The 18,658-nt window shown below is 60.3% G+C and carries 19 protein-coding genes; 11 read left to right on the forward strand and 8 right to left on the reverse strand.

Annotation, left to right across the window (positions count from 1 at the left end; genetic code table 11):
* Positions 1–70: 70 nt before the first annotated feature.
* On the reverse strand, positions 71–658 hold the full coding sequence (locus QMO80_RS17725) for a DUF1134 domain-containing protein (protein WP_097620376.1): 588 nt from the start codon (positions 656–658) through the stop codon (positions 71–73).
* Between the two features lie 194 nt (positions 659–852).
* On the opposite strand from QMO80_RS17725, the gene chpT reads away from it, so the two are divergent.
* Both chpT and QMO80_RS17735 read left to right on the forward strand, forming a co-directional pair.
* A complete protein-coding gene (gene chpT, locus QMO80_RS17730) occupies positions 853–1,500 on the forward strand; it encodes a histidine phosphotransferase ChpT (protein WP_283200215.1) in 648 nt (215 codons plus the stop codon).
* Between the two features lie 120 nt (positions 1,501–1,620).
* Positions 1,621–1,983 (forward strand): response regulator, encoded by a 363-nt coding sequence (locus QMO80_RS17735; protein WP_003566026.1) that lies wholly within the window; start codon positions 1,621–1,623, stop codon positions 1,981–1,983.
* 186 nt (positions 1,984–2,169) lie between these two features.
* Here the strand turns inward: QMO80_RS17735 and ctrA are convergent, their stop codons facing one another.
* On the reverse strand, positions 2,170–2,871 hold the full coding sequence (gene ctrA / locus QMO80_RS17740) for a response regulator transcription factor CtrA (RefSeq protein ID WP_003542362.1): 702 nt from the start codon (positions 2,869–2,871) through the stop codon (positions 2,170–2,172).
* A 435-nt stretch (positions 2,872–3,306) separates the two neighbouring features.
* On the opposite strand from ctrA, the gene QMO80_RS17745 reads away from it, so the two are divergent.
* Positions 3,307–3,657: a hypothetical protein gene (locus tag QMO80_RS17745; RefSeq protein ID WP_003566024.1), complete on the forward strand. Its 351-nt coding sequence runs from the start codon at positions 3,307–3,309 to the stop codon at positions 3,655–3,657.
* Positions 3,658–3,797: 140 nt separating this feature from the next.
* On the opposite strand, the gene QMO80_RS17750 is transcribed toward QMO80_RS17745, so the two are convergent.
* The gene (locus QMO80_RS17750) at positions 3,798–4,076 is read right to left on the reverse strand and encodes a GNAT family N-acetyltransferase (RefSeq protein ID WP_283197697.1); all 279 of its coding nucleotides are present in this window, start codon (positions 4,074–4,076) and stop codon (positions 3,798–3,800) included.
* Between the two features lie 62 nt (positions 4,077–4,138).
* Here QMO80_RS17750 and QMO80_RS17755 point away from each other — a divergent pair, with 62 nt between their 5' ends.
* Entirely contained in the window at positions 4,139–4,684 is a 546-nt protein-coding gene (locus QMO80_RS17755) for a paraquat-inducible protein A (RefSeq protein WP_283197698.1), read from the forward strand.
* A 20-nt stretch (positions 4,685–4,704) separates the two neighbouring features.
* Here QMO80_RS17755 and QMO80_RS17760 read toward each other — a convergent pair whose 3' ends face one another.
* The gene (locus QMO80_RS17760; RefSeq protein ID WP_007533628.1) at positions 4,705–4,980 is read right to left on the reverse strand and encodes a DUF1153 domain-containing protein; all 276 of its coding nucleotides are present in this window, start codon (positions 4,978–4,980) and stop codon (positions 4,705–4,707) included.
* Between the two features lie 362 nt (positions 4,981–5,342).
* Here QMO80_RS17760 and QMO80_RS17765 point away from each other — a divergent pair, with 362 nt between their 5' ends.
* The gene (locus QMO80_RS17765; RefSeq protein ID WP_283197699.1) at positions 5,343–5,732 is read left to right on the forward strand and encodes a hypothetical protein; all 390 of its coding nucleotides are present in this window, start codon (positions 5,343–5,345) and stop codon (positions 5,730–5,732) included.
* Positions 5,733–5,976: 244 nt separating this feature from the next.
* On the opposite strand, the gene QMO80_RS17770 is transcribed toward QMO80_RS17765, so the two are convergent.
* Entirely contained in the window at positions 5,977–6,702 is a 726-nt protein-coding gene (locus QMO80_RS17770; protein ID WP_283197700.1) for a sugar transferase, read from the reverse strand.
* A gap of 537 nt (positions 6,703–7,239) precedes the next feature.
* Positions 7,240–8,037: a 3'(2'),5'-bisphosphate nucleotidase CysQ gene (gene cysQ / locus QMO80_RS17775; protein ID WP_283197701.1), complete on the reverse strand. Its 798-nt coding sequence runs from the start codon at positions 8,035–8,037 to the stop codon at positions 7,240–7,242.
* 537 nt (positions 8,038–8,574) lie between these two features.
* Between cysQ and QMO80_RS17780 the strand changes: the two genes are divergently transcribed.
* The 6 genes from QMO80_RS17780 to QMO80_RS17805 all read left to right on the forward strand — a co-directional run bounded on the left by QMO80_RS17780 (position 8,575) and on the right by QMO80_RS17805 (position 14,109).
* Positions 8,575–9,477, forward strand: a complete 903-nt coding sequence (locus QMO80_RS17780) for a branched-chain amino acid ABC transporter permease (RefSeq protein ID WP_049731672.1) — start codon at positions 8,575–8,577, stop codon at positions 9,475–9,477.
* Positions 9,478–9,481: 4 nt separating this feature from the next.
* On the forward strand, positions 9,482–10,873 hold the full coding sequence (livM, locus tag QMO80_RS17785; protein ID WP_283197702.1) for a high-affinity branched-chain amino acid ABC transporter permease LivM: 1,392 nt from the start codon (positions 9,482–9,484) through the stop codon (positions 10,871–10,873).
* The gene (locus QMO80_RS17790; RefSeq protein ID WP_283197703.1) at positions 10,873–11,748 is read left to right on the forward strand and encodes an ABC transporter ATP-binding protein; all 876 of its coding nucleotides are present in this window, start codon (positions 10,873–10,875) and stop codon (positions 11,746–11,748) included. The genes livM and QMO80_RS17790 overlap by 1 nt, the downstream gene beginning before the upstream one ends.
* Positions 11,748–12,491, forward strand: a complete 744-nt coding sequence (locus QMO80_RS17795; protein WP_283197704.1) for an ABC transporter ATP-binding protein — start codon at positions 11,748–11,750, stop codon at positions 12,489–12,491. Before QMO80_RS17790 ends, QMO80_RS17795 begins: the two co-directional genes overlap by 1 nt.
* Positions 12,492–12,510: 19 nt before the next feature.
* Positions 12,511–12,864: a DUF6867 family protein gene (locus QMO80_RS17800; RefSeq protein ID WP_283197705.1), complete on the forward strand. Its 354-nt coding sequence runs from the start codon at positions 12,511–12,513 to the stop codon at positions 12,862–12,864.
* A 120-nt stretch (positions 12,865–12,984) separates the two neighbouring features.
* The gene (locus QMO80_RS17805; protein ID WP_283197706.1) at positions 12,985–14,109 is read left to right on the forward strand and encodes a branched-chain amino acid ABC transporter substrate-binding protein; all 1,125 of its coding nucleotides are present in this window, start codon (positions 12,985–12,987) and stop codon (positions 14,107–14,109) included.
* A gap of 128 nt (positions 14,110–14,237) precedes the next feature.
* Here the strand turns inward: QMO80_RS17805 and QMO80_RS17810 are convergent, their stop codons facing one another.
* Together QMO80_RS17810 and QMO80_RS17815 are read right to left on the reverse strand one after the other, a co-directional pair.
* Positions 14,238–15,155, reverse strand: a complete 918-nt coding sequence (locus tag QMO80_RS17810; protein WP_283197707.1) for a DNA-binding response regulator — start codon at positions 15,153–15,155, stop codon at positions 14,238–14,240.
* Complete coding sequence (locus QMO80_RS17815) at positions 15,148–18,534, reverse strand: ATP-binding protein (protein WP_283197708.1); 3,387 nt, start codon at positions 18,532–18,534, stop codon at positions 15,148–15,150. The genes QMO80_RS17810 and QMO80_RS17815 overlap by 8 nt, the downstream gene beginning before the upstream one ends.
* Between the last annotated feature and the right edge of the window lie 124 nt (positions 18,535–18,658).

The raw sequence follows: 18,658 nt of genomic DNA on the forward strand, positions 1-18,658 counted from the left end.
TAAGCACGCATGACGCATATGGGCAAGGCCGCCGATGCGGGCGGCGGCGCTTTCCAGCGGCTTTGCGGCCTCAGAAGGGGTTCCAGGTCGGCGCCTGGGTGATCTTGAGGTAGCCGACATTGACACCGAGGCGGGCGCCGACGCCGGTGCGGATCGGCACGACCAGCACGTCATTGTTCTTGAGCAGCGTCATGCCGAAACCGGCGATCACATAGGCCGAGCCGCTGACGCCGCCGAAGCGGGCATAGATGCCGTTGACCGAGGGCAGGTCGTAGACCAGCATCATCACGCGGGAGCCCTGGCCGCCGTAGTCGAGGCCGAGCGAAGGGCCCTGCCAGTAGAGGTTATGTTCGCCGGCATTCTTGGTGTTCAGCTGGCCTTCGCCGTAGGTAAGGCCGGCGATGAAGGCGCCGCCGCCTTCCTGCCCGAGAATGTAGCCATTCGGCAGGCCGTATTTCTGGAAGGCACTTTCGACGACTTTGGCAAGCCCGCCGCTGGCGGACCCGAAGAAGGAGTGGCCGGCATCGACGATTTCCTGCATCGTGTACTGGCCGTTGTCCTGGGCGGAGGCAGGTCCGGCGACCATCAGCGAGGAAAAGACGAGGGCCGAAAGCAACCTGCAGAAGCCGATCAATCGGTGCGGAAATCGAGGGCGCATGGTGTCATCCGTTCGTCGTTTGGCTGGAGCGGGCAACCGCTCGCGGCGATTGGTGCATTTTGCGCCGATGATCTTAACAATCGGTTTACCAAATATGGTGTCATTATGGCACCGAGTCCGATCGCAAACTTCGCGCAATTTTGATGAAGCATATTCCCGGGCGCGATGAAATTGCCGCCCCTCAGGAGACGATGATGTCCAAGAACCCCAATCTTACCTTGTCCGGCCCGGATCTGGCCGCGCTTCTTTGCAGCCGCGTTTGCCACGATGTCATTTCACCGGTCGGTGCGATCAATAACGGGCTGGAACTCTTGGATGAGGGTGGTGCCGACGCCGATGCGATGGACCTGATCCGTACCAGCGCGCTGAATGCTTCCGTCCGCCTGAAATTCGCACGCCTTGCCTTCGGCGCTTCGGGTTCTGTCGGCGCTTCGATCGATACAGGCGAGGCCGAGCGCGCAGCCAAGGATTTCGCCATCGCCGAGAAGAAGACCGAGGTGATCTGGAACGGGCCGCGCGCCATCGTCGCCAAGAACCGGGTCAAGCTGCTGCTCAACCTCTTCCTCGTTGCCTATTCCGCAATTCCGCGCGGCGGCGTGCTCGAGGTGACGCTTGAGAATCCCGAGTTCGACGCCAGGTTCAAGCTGACGGCCAAAGGCAAACTGATGCGCCTGCCGCCGAAATTCGTCGAGATATCGACCGGCACGATCGAGGAAGCGATCGACGCGCATTCGATCCAGCCCTATTACACCGTGCTTCTGGCGCAGGAGTGCGGAATGACGCTTGATCACAGCGCCAGCGCCGAGGAACTGGTGTTCACGGCGGTGGCCGCGGCGGCCTGATTTCGCACGGGAACGGGTGTCGGTGCCCGTCCGGTAACGATTCCTTAGCCTGATGGACCTATCCTCCAGGGTTGTAAGAGGCCTCTCGCTGCGACGAATGCGGGGGGCAAAGGAGCGCCCATGCAAAGGTTCATGATCACCGATAATTCGGATATCGTCCGCAAGGTCGGCAAGCGCATTCTCTCCGAACTCGATTTTCTCGTCAGCGAGGCCTCCAACGCCGGCGAAGCGCTGCAGCGCTGCCAGACGGAGCTGCCGGAATATCTGATCGTCGATTCCGGCATGGAAGGCGCTCTCGACCTCATCGCCGCCATTCGCGCCATGGACGGTGGCAAAGAGGTCAAGATCTATTACTGCGTCGTCGAGGCGGATCTGAAGAAGCTGATGGCGGGCAAACGGGCCGGCGCCACCGATTTCCTGCTGAAGCCGTTCGACCGCAAGATCCTGACCGCCGTCTTCGGAAACCGCGCGATCGCAGCCTGACGGCAGGTCTCCTCTTCCCATGCAGCCTCGCCGGCACTCCGTTTTCTTGATCGAAACGGAGAAGGTTCGACCGCTGATCCAGCCCCAGATCCCTTCTATTGAGGCGGCTTCTCATGGGCCAGGCAGAAACGAAAAATCCCGCCGGAAGGGCGGGATCTTCGTTATCCGATAAGGGGGACCGGAAAATCAGGCGGTTTCGGCGTATTCGGCACCATCCGGCTCTCGCAGAACGTAGCCGCGGCCCCAGACGGTCTCGATGTAGTTGGCGCCGCCGGCGGCGTTGGCAAGCTTCTTGCGGAGCTTGCAGATGAAGACGTCGATGATCTTCAGTTCCGGTTCGTCCATACCGCCGTAAAGATGGTTCAGGAACATTTCCTTGGTGAGCGTAGTGCCCTTGCGGAGCGAAAGCAGCTCCAGCATCTGGTATTCCTTGCCGGTCAGGTGCACACGCTGGCCGCCGACTTCGACAGTCTTGGCATCGAGGTTGACGATCAGTTCGCCGGTCATGATGACCGACTGAGCGTGGCCCTTGGAGCGGCGGACGATGGCGTGGATACGGGCGACGAGCTCGTCCTTGTGGAAGGGCTTGGTCATGTAGTCGTCGGCGCCGAAGCCGAGGCCGCGAACCTTGTCTTCGATGCCGGCCATACCAGACAGAATGAGGATCGGTGTCTTGACCTTGGACAGCCGCAGCGTGCGAAGCACTTCATATCCGGACATGTCGGGCAGGTTCAGATCGAGAAGGATGATATCATAATCATACAGCTTGCCCAGATCGACGCCTTCTTCACCGAGATCGGTGGTATAAACATTAAAACTTTCTGATTTCAGCATCAACTCGATGCTCTGCGCCGTCGCGCTATCATCCTCGATGAGAAGTACCCGCATAATTATCCCCTTTACCGCCGCCGAAAGGTGGTCTGGCCCCCTACACGATACCGAACACGCTACGTGATTTGGAAGCTGCCACGAAATGGTTAACAAATTCTAATTCACTCTGGCAAGGAGTATCGAATTTATTAAATATTTTTTCCATTTCTCTGTTTTCCAATAGGAATCTCAAATGGCGCTTCTAATCTTCTACATTAGGAAAAAGCGCTAAGTGATTCATCCGACTCGCCAATGAAAAGGTTCGAACTTAATGCCGCGGCATTTACCGACCCTTAAATCATCGGGCCTATCATTAACGATGCCCGTAAACGAAAGGTTACCAGCGGTAGGTATTTGTTAATATCGCAGGAAATTTTTTAGCAAACCGTGTCAAAGCGGCGCGCAGGGCGGTTTCAAGTTGAGCCGGGGTCTCGCATCACGGGAGTAATGCGTATGAAGTCGCGAGAGAGTCTCGTTCGCCTGAAAGAGTTCCAGGTGAACGAAAAACGACGTCAATTGCAGCAATTGCAGATGATGATGTCCGAATTCGAACGGATGACGAAGGATCTGGAGAGCCAGATCGTCGTCGAGGAAAAGAAGTCCGGTATCTCGGATCCGAATCACTTTGCGTATCCGACCTTCGCCAAGGCCGCGCGTCAGCGTGCCGACAACCTGCAGGTTTCGATCAAGGAACTGAAGATGCAGGAAGAGTCGCTGGAAATGGCGCTCGAAGAGATGCAGGCGGAATATGCAAGGGCGACGGCGCTGGAAGAACGTGACACCAGCGCCCGCGCAAGGGCTTAAAAAACGGCGGGCGCCGGCTTCGGCGCCCTGGGATCGCCACTGAGAAGCCATGTATGACGGGCGCGCTGTCCGTCATACATGGCTTTTGGTGTTTGCGCCGTGGTGTGTCGTCCGCCTGAAGCCGCCGCTTCAGGCCAGAATCAGTTCACCACATCCTGCCATTCCGGATGGCGCTGCGCCTGCGCCTTGAAGAAGGGGCAGAGCGGGATGATCTTCCAGCCGCCGGCGCGGGCCGCCTCGACCGCGTGCAGCGCCAATGCCTGGCCGACGCCCTTGCCGCGCAGCGCATCGGGAACGGCGGTGTGATCGACGATGACGAGTTTCGCCGATGTGCGCGAATAGGTCATCTCGGCCTGATGCCCTTCGACCTCGGCCGCATAACGGCCGCCGGAAGCGCCTTCCTCGTTTCGAATGTCCATTGTCTTTCCTCGCAGAGGGATGGGGATATTGTCGTCGGCGACGGTGACATGGGGACGCGATCATGCCAAGCCGGCAAGGCAATCGCTGGAGGAGACGGAGTGTTCATGAAAAATGTCGAGTCGGCGCGAGGTTCGGGCCTATGAGCGCGCTTTCGATGATCCGCCCCGTTCTGCTCGTCGCCGCGCCGTTCCTCCTGGCGCTCGGTCTCATCCTGCCGCTGGTCCGTTTCGAAACGCTGTATTTCTTCGATCGGACCCCGTCGCTCATCGAAATCGTCGTCTCGCTCTGGCAGGGCGGGGATGGGCTGCTGGCGGCGATCGTCGCATTGGTCTCGATCGTGCTTCCGTTTCTGAAGATGATCGGGATCTCCGCGGAAGCAGCGGGTGCCGGCGGCGGGGCCGGCAGCCTGTTTTATCGTCGCGTCGTGCCGCATCTGTCCAAGTGGTCAATGATGGACGTGCTGCTGGTCGCGATCGTCATTGCGGCGGCGAAGACAACGGGGCTGGCGGATGCCTTCACGCAGCCGGGCCTCTGGTGCTACGCGGCCTCGTCAATGATTTCGGGCCTTCTTCATTCCCTTATGGGAGATGCGTCCGGCCCGAAATAAATCTCGATGATGGCGTGCGATCAGTGACGATATTGCTGGATGCGCGTCGTGCGCAGGCCGGCGAGACCGTGGCTGTTGATCGACGATTGCCAGGAGAGGAACTCTTCGACCGTGAGCGTATAACGCTCGCAGGCCTCTTCCAAGCTCAACAGGCCACCGCGAACAGCCGCGACAACCTCTGCCTTCCGCCGGATCACCCAGCGCCGCGTATTGGGCGGCGGAAGATCCGCGATCGTCAGGGGGCTGCCATCGGGGCCGATGACATATTTCACTCGGGGACGTATCATTTCGGTCATTGGACTCTCTACACAACGCAAGACCACGGACGCCACTCTAGCCTGCCACATTTAAAAATTGCCTAAGCCCATCGTAAGACTTTGATAACAAATTTAGACGCCCCACCGGACCGGCGATCTGCCGCCCCGCGATCTTGCCGCGACCCGCAAATGGGGGCTTGCAAATATGACTGATGTCCCGAGAAGAGCTTTGTCGAGCCTGACATAGGGATGAGCGTCAGATCTCTCTCTGTTCTTCCCGCTCTATTAGGCCGGCTTGCTTGATGTCCTCGACATGCCGAGCAAAAGCCGTGTTTGCCGAGCTCCGGCACGCAACCTCTCGCTGCCGGCGGCGAGGTCCGGCGAAGCAGGCGACACGTCGTATGAAGATGAAAAAATGCGAGCATGCGCGCGGCGATTGCATTGAGGATGCTGGATTTTTTGCCTTCGCGGACCGGTCGCGCGACATCTCGTCGAGTGCGGCAAGGAACGGCTCGGCGAGATCGCAAAGTTTGCGGGCTTCAACTTTTATCGGCTGCCGGCTTTCCCCCGAAAGCGGTTCATCAGCAGCCGGCCGGAAAGCCTTCGGTTCTTTCCGGCCGGCGATTTTCCTTTCCTGCAGCCGATTGCTGACCGCGATGAAGCGGACGATCGGGCCGATCTTCGGTGAGGGGCGTTTGCGGGCGGCGGCGCCAAAACAACCGCCGCTTCACCCCGCTTTTTCAGATGCATACGCTGAAGAATTTTTCGTCTGTGCGCTCGCACGACGCTGATCTGAAACAATACACATTCGCCTTCTCAGTGCCCGCACTGATGCAGGCGATGGCACGCGACGCGAAATCGCATGCGGCTCAGCGAAGCAGCGACGAGATTGCGATCATTCTCGGTCTCGTCGCATAGGGTGGGGAGTTGTCCAAAGAGCGCGACGCGCAAGCTCGATGCGGTCAGCCGCGGGAGGCGGCCGGCAGAGCATTCGGGTACCGGCCGCCTTGAGGCAGCCGGTCCCTTCTCAAATTCTTAGAAGCCTTTTCCGCGAGTCAGCTCGGACACGACGGTTCCGGCAATGATGCGGATATCCATCACGATCGAGAAATTGGCGACGTAATAGAGATCGCTGACGATGCGGGCACGCGCCTTGGCCGGACGATCGGTCGGGCCGCGCAGGCCGCGCATCTGGGCAAGACCCGTCATGCCGGGGCGCATGGCGTGGCGCTGATGGTATTCCGGGACGAGCTCTTCGTAGAGCATGCCGCCGGCGCGCATGCCGATCGCATGGCAGCGCGGGCCGACGACGGACATGTGACCCATCAGCACGTTCAGCAGCTGCGGCAGCTCATCGACGTTCGTGCGGCGCAGGATGGCGCCGACCCGGGTGATGCGCGGGTCGTTCTTCACCGTCTGGGCAATACCCGAGACATCGCAGAGATCGGTGCGCATCGAGCGGAACTTGTAGACCTTGATGGCCTTGCAGTTCTTGCCCCAGCGGGTCTGCTTGAAGAGCACCGGTCCCGGGCTGTCGAGCTTGATCAGCAAAGCGACGAACAGCAGGAAAGGGGCAAGGACGAGGAGGGCGCTCAACGACGAAACGATGTCGAACGCCCGCTTCAGGACAAGATCCATCCACGGCGCCTGCGGCGCATCGCTATGGATAACAGGGGTCTGGATCTTCAGGCTCGGCAGCTCGCGGCGGCTCGGCCGGAAGGCCTCATTCGAAATGGTGTTGTTTAGTTCCGTGATGCTCAAGGATCGTACTCTGTTGTCTTCGAGGGGCGCGGCGGCAATAGGCGATCAATGGTTAACCCTGTCACCAGGGCTGCACTCAGGTCTTGGTAACCCTACTAAAACGGAAAAATGCGACAATTGTGTAATGGTGTCCAGAGAAATATCGCATCGCAATAAATCTTTCGCATCTGCGTTAAGTTGAGGCAAGCTCATGATATTTCGTTAATAATTGGAATTTCGTCAAGGTTTCTAGGCCTTTGGCGAGGGCTTCCGGGGGGCGTCGGACGCGTTGGTTCGGCACGCGACCGACGGTCGTCAGGGGGTATTTTTAACCAATTTCGACGCGAATTTTTTTTGGCCGGGATGCTTGGTCGTTCCCAAACTGTGTCAGAATATGACAAAATCAAGGCGGGATCGGTGACAATCCGGCGCGGGAAAAGTGGAAAAACGGGTTCAGGCCGAGAATCAGCTGATCCGGTTGGGTGTTTGCGAATCGCTCGCCGACTGTCTGCCGAGGCTTCGGTCGCGCGCCGCATGTTCAGGGATTGATGCGGGTGGTTACGCCGGTTCGAGGACGCGTTTCGTGCCGCCCCAGGAGATGAAGTTCGGGTTGGCGAAGTCGAAATCGGCTGCGGCGCCCGTCTTGCCATAGGTCAGCGGCGCTCCGTCGAGCGTCACCGTCGAACCGCCGGCGGCGCGCAACACCGCGTCGCCGGCCGCCGTGTCCCATTCCATCGTGCGGGTAAAGCGCGGATAGACGTCGGCCTTGCCTTCGGCCAGCAGGCAGAATTTCAGCGAAGAGCCGATATTGGTGCATTTGGAGATGGCGTGGTGGGCGAGGAAGCTTCCGGTCTCGGGGCTGTTGTGGCGAAGGCTGGCGAGTGCCAGCCTGTCGTCCGGCTGTTCGCGCACGGTGATGGCGCTGCGCGCACCGACGGTGAAATCGTCGGTGACGACGAGCCTTTCGGCGTGGCCGCGTTCGCCCGAGAAGGCAAGACCGAGTGCCGGGGCGTAGACGATGCCGGCCACCGGGGCGCCATTCTCTATATAAGCGATGTTGACAGTGAATTCCTGCCGCCCATCGACGAATTCTCGCGTGCCGTCGAGAGGATCGACCAGGAAGAAGCTGCGACCGGCGATGTCGGGCACTTTTCCGGCGGCGACCGATTCTTCGGCTACGACGGGTATTTCGGGATAATCTCCGGCGAGATGAGCGAGGATGATGCGTTCGGCCTCCTCATCGGCGACCGTGACCGGACTTGCATCCGCTTTCATGGCGACCGGGAAGCCTTGGCGCAGGACCGTGATAATGGCCTTGCCGGCTTCGAGCGCCGCCCGTTCAAATGTCCTCAGCATTGTCCTTTTGCCGTTCGCCACGCGGGCCGAGCACCCCACTGTCGCTCGTCCGCAAACCATCCCTGTCACCAGATACTTGATATGGTGTTTCGCATCGCGCTCTGCATCCCCTAACGCAGTTCCACGAAGCTACCATAAGTTTTCAGCCTTGTCAGACGAAGAAGAGGCATTTGCTCGTGAAATGCTATTCGCAAAAGTCGTGGGCTCGGGGTCTGAATTTGCGCCAACTTCCAATTCTATGGAATAGCTTACGCGGCAGGCAACTCAGGGAAATCGTCGGCGATATCTCCGAATCGTTAAGTCAGTGGCAGTTTCTGATCAAAAACAGGCCTTTCTTTGCCGATTTTCTGTGGATTTTGGTTCAAAATGCGCCATTTAGGCCTGTTCTGACAAGAATTTGTCGGAGTAAATCCTTTTTGTCTTCACATTTCCAACGAAACCGGTATGCATTCGGCCTATGAGGTTCTCTGAAACGGGGAACCGAAGAACCAAAAAGAGATGCAGCCTGTTCGGTTCGCATCCAGGGGAAAACGACATATGGAGTATTTCGTCCAGCAGCTCTTCAACGGGCTGACGCTTGGATCCATCTATGGCCTTGTGGCTATTGGCTATACGATGGTCTACGGCATTATCGGCATGATCAATTTCGCCCATGGCGATATCTTCATGCTCGGTGGTTTCGCCGCTCTTATCGTCTTTCTCGTCCTCACATCCATCTTCGCAGGTCTCCCGGTGGCAATTCTGCTGCTGGCGATGCTTGTCGTTGCGATGCTGATGACGAGTTTGTGGAATTGGACGATCGAGCGCATCGCATACCGCCCGCTGCGCGGTTCCTTCCGCCTGGCGCCGCTGATCACGGCGATCGGCATGTCGATCGTATTGTCCAATTTCATCCAGGTGACGCAGGGTCCGCGCAACAAGCCGATCCCGCCGATGATCAGCTCGGTCTATCAGTTCGGCAACATCTCGGTGTCGCTGAAACAGATCGTCATCATCGTGATCACGGTCGTGCTGCTCGCCGTCTTTTGGTACATCGTCAATCGTACCGCACTCGGCCGTGCCCAGCGCGCCACGGAGCAGGATCGCAAGATGGCGGCGCTGCTCGGCGTCAATGTCGACCAGACGATTTCCATCACCTTCGTCATGGGTGCGGCGCTGGCTGCCGTCGCCGGCACGATGTATCTGATGTATTATGGCGTCGCTTCGTTCGCCGACGGCTTCACGCCGGGGGTGAAGGCCTTTACTGCAGCCGTTCTCGGCGGCATCGGCTCATTGCCGGGCGCCGTTCTCGGCGGGCTGATGATCGGCCTGATCGAATCGCTGTGGTCGGCCTATTTCACCATCGCGTACAAGGATGTCGCGACCTTCGCCATCCTCGCTTTCGTGCTGATCTTCAAGCCGACGGGTATCCTCGGACGGCCGGAAGTCGAGAAGGTATAACGTCATGGCAAACATTGAAAATTCTGCAGGCAAGCCCGATGCCGGACTTGTCCGTAAAGGCCTTACCGAAGCCCTTTTCGCCGCCGTCCTTTCGTTCGGTATGTTTGTTCTCTATGTCGGCCTCAAGACCGACCAGAACATCAACAACGAGCTGATCATCGTCCAACGCTGGGGGCTGCTTGCGATCTTCGTCGCTGTCGCTGCGATCGGCCGCTTCGCCACGGTGGTTTTCCTGCGGCCGCATCTCGACAGCCGCAAGCTGGCAAAGGCGAGACAGGGCGAACTCGCCATCTCAACCGAGAAGAGCTTCTTCCACCGGCATTTCCTAAAGATCGCGCTGATCGCCCTGCTGCTTTATCCCATGGTGGTGGTGGCGATCAAAGGCCCGCAGGGTTCGCTGACATATGTCGACAATTTCGGCATCCAGATCCTGATCTACGTGATGCTCGCCTGGGGGCTGAACATCGTCGTCGGCCTCGCCGGTCTGCTCGATCTCGGCTATGTCGCCTTCTATGCGGTCGGCGCCTATTCCTATGCGCTGCTTTCGAGCTATTTCGGCCTGTCGTTCTGGGTTCTCCTGCCGCTTTCCGGCATTTTCGCCGCACTCTGGGGCGTCATCCTCGGCTTCCCGGTGCTGCGCCTGCGCGGCGACTACCTCGCCATCGTCACGCTCGCCTTCGGTGAAATCATCCGCCTCGTCCTCATCAACTGGACGGATGTCACCAAGGGGACTTTCGGTATCTCGAGCATTCCCAAGGTGACGCTCTTCGGCATTCCCTTCGACGCGACGGCCGGCGGCTTTGCCAAGATTTTTCACCTGTCGATGTCCTCGGCTTACTACAAGATCTTCCTTTTCTACCTCATCCTGGCGCTCTGCATGCTGACCGCCTACGTCACCATCCGGCTGCGCAGCATGCCGATCGGGCGTGCCTGGGAAGCGTTGCGTGAAGACGAGATCGCCTGCCGCTCGCTCGGCATCAATACGGTGACGACCAAACTCACAGCCTTTGCGACGGGGGCGATGTTTGCCGGTTTCGCCGGCTCCTTCTTTGCTGCTCGTCAGGGCTTCGTTTCGCCGGAATCCTTCGTCTTCTTGGAATCTGCTGTCATCCTCGCCATCGTCGTCCTCGGCGGCATGGGTTCTCTGACAGGCATTGCGATCGCCGCAATCGTCATGGTCGGCGGCACCGAGGCGTTGCGCGAAATGGACTTCCTGAAAGTGATTTTCGGGCCGACTTTCACGCCAGAATTGTATCGCATGCTGATCTTCGGCCTCGCCATGGTCGTGGTCATGCTGTTCAAGCCGCGCGGTTTCGTCGGTTCGCGTGAACCGACCGCCTTCCTCAAGGCGCGCAAGGCAATATCCGGAAGCTTCATCAAGGAGGGCCACGGTTGATGAGCCCCGTTACCAACACGATGTCCAGCGATACGCTGCTCAAGGTCGAGCACCTGTCGATGAAGTTCGGCGGCCTGATGGCCATCAACGACTTCTCCTTCGAAGCCAAGCGCGGCGACATCACCGCGCTGATCGGGCCGAACGGTGCCGGCAAGACCACCGTCTTCAACTGCATCACCGGCTTCTACAAGCCGACGATGGGGATGATCACGCTCAACCAGAAGAGCGGCAAGCAGTATCTGCTGGAGCGTCTGCCGGACTTTCGCATCACCAAAGAAGCCAAGGTGGCACGCACCTTCCAGAACATCCGGCTGTTTTCCGGCCTGACGGTCCTCGAAAACCTGCTCGTCGCCCAGCACAACAAGCTGATGAAGGCGTCGGGTTATACGATCCTCGGCCTCATCGGCATTGGTCCCTACAAACGGGAGGCGGCTGCATCGATCGAGTTGGCCCGCCATTGGCTCGAGAAAGCCGATCTGATCGACCGCGCTGACGATCCGGCAGGCGATCTGCCCTATGGCGCCCAGCGGCGTCTCGAGATCGCCCGCGCCATGTGCACCGGCCCCGAGCTGCTTTGCCTGGACGAACCGGCTGCCGGCCTGAACCCGCGGGAATCGGCAACGCTCAATGCGCTGCTGCAGAACATCCGCGCCGAAACCGGAACATCCATCCTGCTCATCGAGCATGACATGTCGGTGGTCATGGAAATCTCCGACCACGTCGTCGTGCTCGAATACGGCCAGAAGATTTCCGATGGCACGCCGGATCACGTCAAAAACGATCCGAAGGTCATCGCGGCCTATCTCGGTGTCGAGGATGAGGAAGTGGAAGAGGTGATCGCAACCGTCGAGCAGCTCGAAGGAGGCGCAAACTGATGGGCGATGAAGTAATGACCGGTCAATCGCTCCTTCAGGTGAATGGCGTCGAAACCTATTATGGCAATATCCGTGCGCTGGCCGGCATCGATGTCCACGTCAACAAGGGTGAGATCGTCAGCCTGATCGGCGCCAACGGCGCCGGCAAGTCGACACTGATGATGACGATCTGCGGCAGCCCGCAGGCCCGGACCGGCTCGGTCATCTTCGAGGGCCGCGACATCACCCATATGCCGACCCACGAAATCGCCCGCCTGCGCATCGCGCAGTCGCCTGAGGGACGCCGCATCTTCCCGCGCATGACGGTTCTGGAAAACCTCCAGATGGGCGCCGGCCTCGACAATCTCAAATATTTCGCCGAGGACGTCGAGAAGATCTTCGCGCTCTTCCCGCGTCTGAAAGAACGCCACGCCCAGCGCGGCGGCACGCTTTCGGGCGGCGAGCAGCAGATGCTGTCGATCGGCCGCGCACTGATGGCGCGCCCGAAGCTCTTACTTCTCGACGAACCTTCGCTCGGCCTTGCGCCATTGATCGTCAAGGGTATCTTCGAGGCGATCCGCAAGCTCAATGAGCAGGAAGGCCTTACCGTGTTCCTGGTCGAGCAGAATGCCTTCGCGGCGCTCAGGCTTTCGCACCGCGCTTACGTGATGGTGAACGGCAAGGTAACGATGAGCGGCTCCGGCAAGGAACTGCTCGCCAATCCCGAGGTCCGCGCCGCCTATCTCGAAGGCGGAAGACACTAGGTCGAAGGAGGAGTTTGATATGCAGGGACTTTTCTTCGAAAGCGATAACGGCGCCCGGGTGGTAATCCGTGCGCTGGTCGTGCTGATTGGCTTCTGGACGGCCTGGCGGGCCGGCAAGGCGGTTGCCGATGGCTGGAACAACTATCCGCTGGTGGTCGTCTATACCTTCCTGCTGGCCTGGGCGATGCAGTTTCTGCATCATGCCCTGTTCAATGGGCCGATGCTCAGTGCTCTCTATTACGGCATTGATTTCGTGACGCTGCTGGTCTTCGCGACGGCTGGCTTCCGCCATCGCCGCACCAATCAGATGGTCAACAACTATTACTGGCTGTACGAAAAAACTTCCGCGTTTTCGTGGAAGGACAAACATTGACAGTCCGTTGAAACTAGGCATGAATTGCCTTCAGAGTGGAACAGCTTTCCTGGCGCAGTCAATGGTGGGTAATGCGTTGGGCCTTGGACCGGAACCCGCCCAAAAATTGGGAGTAACAATATGAAGAAGTCTCTTCTGTCGGCAGTGGCTCTGACGGCGATGGTCGCCTTCAGCGGCAACGCATGGGCCGACGTTCTCATCGCTGTCGCTGGTCCGCTGACCGGCCCGAACGCCGCGTTCGGCGCTCAGCTCCAGAAGGGCGCCGAGCAGGCGGCCGCCGACATCAACGCTGCTGGCGGCATCAACGGCGAGCAGATCAAGATCGAGCTCGGCGACGACGTCTCCGACCCGAAGCAGGGCATCTCGGTTGCCAACAAATTCGTTGCTGACGGCGTCAAGTTCGTCATCGGCCACTTCAACTCGGGCGTTTCGATCCCGGCTTCGGAAGTCTATGCCGAAAACGGCATCCTCGAAATCACCCCGGCTGCTACGAACCCGAAGTTCACCGAACGGGGCCTCTGGAACACGTTCCGTACCTGCGGCCGTGACGACCAGCAGGGCGCCATCGCCGGCAAGTATCTTGCCGATCACTTCAAGGACGCCAAGATCGCCGTCGTTCACGACAAGACCCCTTACGGTCAGGGCCTTGCAGACGAAACCAAGAAGGCGATGAATGCCGCCGGTGTGACGGAAGTCATGTACGAAGGCATCAATGTCGGCGACAAGGACTTCTCGGCCCTCATCGCCAAGATGAAGGAAGCCGGCGTCTCGATCATCTATTGGGGCGGTCTGCACACTGAAGCCGGTCTCATCATCCGCCAGGCGGCCGATCAGGGCCTGAAGGCAACGCTGGTTTCGGGCGACGGTATCGTTTCGAACGAACTGGCCTCGATCGCTGGTGACGCTGTCGCCGGTACGCTCAACACCTTCGGCCCCGATCCGACGCTGAACCCGGCGAACAAGGAGCTCGTCGAAAAGTTCAAGGCCGCCGGTTTCAACCCGGAAGCCTACACGCTCTATTCCTACGCTGCGATGCAGGCGATCGCCGGTGCTGCCAAGGCTGCCGGTTCGGTGGATCCTGAAGCCGTTGCCACGGCCATGAAGGAAAAGGGTCCGTTCCCGACGGTTCTCGGCGACATTTCGTTCGACGAAAAGGGCGACCCGAAGATTCCTGGCTACATCATGTACGAATGGAAGAAGGGCGCGGACGGCAAGTACACCTACGTCCCGCAGGAAGCTAAGTAAGCTTAGCCTCCCTTTTTGACAGATGAGATTGAAGCCCGGTTCCGACCGGGCTTCTTTGCTTTACCGAGGTTTCAAATTCCGTCCTCCGCGGCGGCGCTTATCTGCTGCCGACGGTTTCCCGGTATCATTCACATTTCGTGCAGCACATGCGTGGCTTTTACCGCGGCCGAGGCGCGGTTCTCGACGCCGAGCTTCACGTAGATCTGTTCGAGGTGCTTGTTCACGGTGCGCGCCGACAGTCCCAATATTTCGCCGATGTCGCGGTTGGCCTTGCCTTTGGCGATCCAGAGCAGCACTTCGGATTCGCGCTGGGTCAGCGAAAAGCGCTGGCGCAGCATCTCGTCGTCGCTGCGCTGGTTGGCGGCGGTGAGACGGAAGAGATATTCGTCGGGGCCGATCGCGCCGAGGAAGGCGAGCTGCAGCGCCGCCTGGCCGGCATGGGCGATCGAGATGATGCCGTCGCGCACGGCGGCTGCGCGGTCGCGCATCCAGCCGGCGATATGGCGGACGACGATTTCCATGCCGTCGTCGCTGCCCATGGCGGCATTGACCAGCCGTGTCGCCTGCGGAGTCGACCAGTGGATCGCGCCGTCGCCTTTGACCGCCAGCAGATGGCGGCCGGCGGCGTCGAGCGCCACGCGGGCGCTCTGCGCCGAGCGGGCGTTGCGCAGATGGACACGGATGCGGGCGCGCAATTCGTCGATATTGATCGGCTTGGCGAGATAGTCGACACCGCCGGATTCCAGCGCGTGGACGACATGCTCGGTCTCCGTCAGACCGGTCATGAAGATGACGGGCACTTGCGCCACCGCCGCATTCGCCTTCAGCCGGCGGCAGGTCTCGAAGCCATCCATGACGGGCATGACGGCGTCGAGCAGGATGAGATCGGGCGTGATGCGCTCTACGATGCCAAGGGCTGCGGTGCCCGAGGTGGCAATCAGCACGGAGAAGCCGGATTGCTCGAGCGCGTCGGTCAGGAAGCCCAGCGCTTCGGGCGAGTCGTCGACAAGCAGAACGATGTCGCGGGGGAGGGCCGGCTCAGCCAATGGATTCCACCTTTTCGTCGAAGTCGTGCAGGAAAGTCATGAAGCCGGCGAGATCGAAGGCGGCGACATAGGCGCGAAGTTCTTCGGTGAATGGCTGATTTGCCTCCACCTTGGCAAGGTCCGAAAGCTTGGCTTCGATGCCTCTGATATAGCCGATCTCGCCGAGCCGCAGCAATTCCTGCACATGGGCAGCACCCGGGCTCCGCATCGGCGCTTCGGTTTTGACAGGAATAGCGGGCGAGGCGTCGGCATAGACCCATTTCAGCCCAAGGTGCAAAGCGAGCTTGTCGCGCAGCTGACGGATGTCCACCGGCTTGCCGATCGCATCGTTGTGGCTGTCGTCGCTGTCGCCGAGAACGGCGGCATCGCCGATATTGGCCGAAAGCATCACTATAGGCGCTGTCTGGCCGGCCTCGCGCAGGCGCGAGACCAGCTGCCAGCCGCTCATGCCGGGCATCAGGATATCGACGAGGAAAAGATCAGGCATGATGCCCTCGATCAGCGTCAGGCATTCGCCGCCGCCTGCTGCCGTCAGAACGATGAAATCGAGAGGCGCCAGGATTTCGCGCATCATCTCGCGATGGTCTTCGTTATCGTCGACGACGACCACCGTGCGGCGCGGGCCGTCATAACCCACGATGCGCTTTTCTTGCGGCGCGGCGGCCACGGCGCGCATGACGGCCGACAGCATGAGGCGGACGCGGAACGTCGAGCCCTCGTCCTTGACGCTCGAAACCGCAATCTCGCCGCCGAGCGTGTTGGTCAGAAGCCGGGTGATGGTAAGGCCGAGGCCAAGACCCGGCATCGGCCTCACGCTGTCGGCCTCGCCGCGCTGGAAGGGTTCGTAGATGCGCGTTAGATCCTTTTCAGCGATGCCGCGGCCGGTATCGGCAACGGTGAAGGTCGCGACCTGGCTGCGATAGCCGACATCGAAGGTGACGCTGCCCTCGTCGGTGAATTTGATGGCGTTGGAGAGCAGGTTGACGAGGATCTGGCGCAGCCGCTTTTCATCGGTGCGGACAAATTGCGGCAAGGCCGGCGAGCGCTCGTGCAGGAAGGCAAGCCCCTTCGCCTGCGCCTGCGGGCGGAACATGTCGACGATCTGGTCGAGGAAATCCTGGATATTGATCTCATTGGAATAGACCTGCAGGCGGCCGGCTTCGATCTTGGAAATATCGAGCAGGCCGTCGATCAGCCCGGAGAGGTGTTCGGCGCTGCGGCGGATGACCTTGATCGAGGATTGGCGCGGCGCCGGGATGGTCTCGTCGCGCTCGAGGATCTGGGCATAACCGAGCACGGCGTTGAGCGGCGTGCGCAACTCGTGGCTGAGGCCGACGACGTAGCGGCTCTTGGCGCGGTTGGCGGCTTCGGCGGTCTCCTTGGCGTTCTGCAGGGCGGTGTCGGTCTTCTTGTGGGCGGCGATCTCCTTGAGCAGCAGCGTGTTCTGGCGCGAGGATTCCTCCTCGGCGACGACGCGGCTGTCATGGGCGAGCACGTAGAACCAGCAGACGATGCCTGATATTACCGAGAAGACGAAGAAGACGATGAGGATGGTGCGGTTGACCACCTCCGCCGTCTCGGGTGAGGCGGCGGCGACCTGGTGGGCGATCATCGCCAGGATCGCGCCGATAGCGGTCAACGCCAGCGCGACGGCGATGCCATAGCGGCCGAGGCGCGTCGTCAGCTTGCTGAGAACGGTTTCCGGCAGCAGCACCTTGGCGACGGTGCCGACCTGCGCGTTGAAACGGGCGGCGGGCTTGCACATGTCGTGGCAACGGCTATCGAGCGAGCAGCAGAGCGAGCAGATCGGCGCGGCATAGGCCGGGCACCAGGCCATGTCCTCCGGCTCGAAGGGATGTTCGCAGACGGAGCAGGTGATGCTCGTCAGGTTCTTCCAGCTGTGGCGCGGCTTGCGGGCGAGATAGAACTTGCCTTTCGTCGCTGAGGCAAGTGCCGGCGAGGCGATCAGCGCGATGACGAGGGTGATATAGGGAGCGAGCGAGGCGGCGGTCGCGCCGAAGGCGCCGAAATGGGCAATCAGCGAGACCGTCGCCGACAGCGTCATGGCGCCGAGGCCGACCGGATTGATGTCGTAGAGATGGGCGCGCTTGAACTCGATGCCGGGCGGAGCGAGGCCCAGCGGCTTGTTGATGAAGAGATCGGCGGAGATCGTGCAGAGCCAGGCCATGGCGATGATCGAGAAGATGCCGAGCGTCTCCTCCAGCAGCCGGTAGATGCCGAGCTCCATCAACAGCAGGGCGATCGCGACGTTGAAGACCAGCCAGATGACGCGGCCGGGATGGCTGTGGGTCAGCCGCGAGAAAAAGTTCGACCAGGCGAGTGAGCCGGCATAGGCATTCATCACGTTGATCTTCAGCTGCGAGACGACGACGAAGGCGGCCATCAATAGCAGCGCGGCATTCTGCCAGGGCACCATATAGCCGAAAGCGGTCAGATACATCTGCGCCGGATCGGCGGCACGATCGACCGGCACGCCCGAGGCCAGGGTCAGCACGACGAGGAAGGAGCCGGCCAGCAGCTTTGGCGCGCCGATGACGACCCAGCCGGGTCCGGCAAGGAAGACGGCCAGGCGATGGCGCCACTTGCGCCGCGGCTCCGGCGGCAGGAAGCGCAGGAAGTCGGCCTGCTCGCCGATCTGCGACATCAGCGCCAGAATGACGGCCGAGGCGGCGCCGAACTGCACGAGATCGAATTCGGCGACGGTGCCGGGCGGGCCCGAGGCATGGCGGATGCCGGCAAAGGCGCGCCAGAGATCGAACTTTTCCCAATCCATGAAGGCGATGAAAATGAAGGGCAGGATGTTCAGCACGATCCAGAAGGGCTGGGTGATCAGCTGGAACTTGCTGATCAGCCGCACGCCGTGCGTGACCAGCGGGATCACCATGACGGCGCTGAGGATGTAGCCGATCCAGAGCGGAATGCCGAGGGTGAGCTCCAGCGCCCCGGACATGATCGAGGCCTCGATCGCAAACAGCATGAAGGTGAAGCTCGCATAGATCAGCGAGGTGATGGTTGAGCCGATATAGCCGAAGCCGGCGCCGCGGGTCAGAAGGTCGATATCGACGCCGTGGCGGATGGCATAGCGGCTGATCGGCAGGCCGATCGCCAGCATGGCGATCGAAGCGACGATAATGGCATAGAAGGCGTTGGTGGTGCCGTAGGAGAGGGTGATGGCGCCGCCGATCGCCTCGAGCGCCAGGAAGGAGATCGCGCCGATCGCCGTCTGCGCGATACGCTGCGAGGAGAAATGGCGGGCGCTCTTTGCGGTGAAGCGCAGCGCATAATCTTCCAGCGTCTGGTTGGCGACCCAGCGATTATATTCGCGTCTTACCGGAATGATGCGTTGGCGCGCTGCCATGTCTTCCTTCCGGCATTCCGGTTGGGCCTATCGTCTCGAAACAGTTTTGGCGGGATGCGTGAGAAAGGCAAGGGCGGAGCACTGGCAGATTCACGGAACCGCCATATTTTTGAAGCCGGTCTGT

This window comes from Rhizobium sp. BT03 (assembly GCF_030053155.1).
Classification (GTDB): domain Bacteria; phylum Pseudomonadota; class Alphaproteobacteria; order Rhizobiales; family Rhizobiaceae; genus Rhizobium.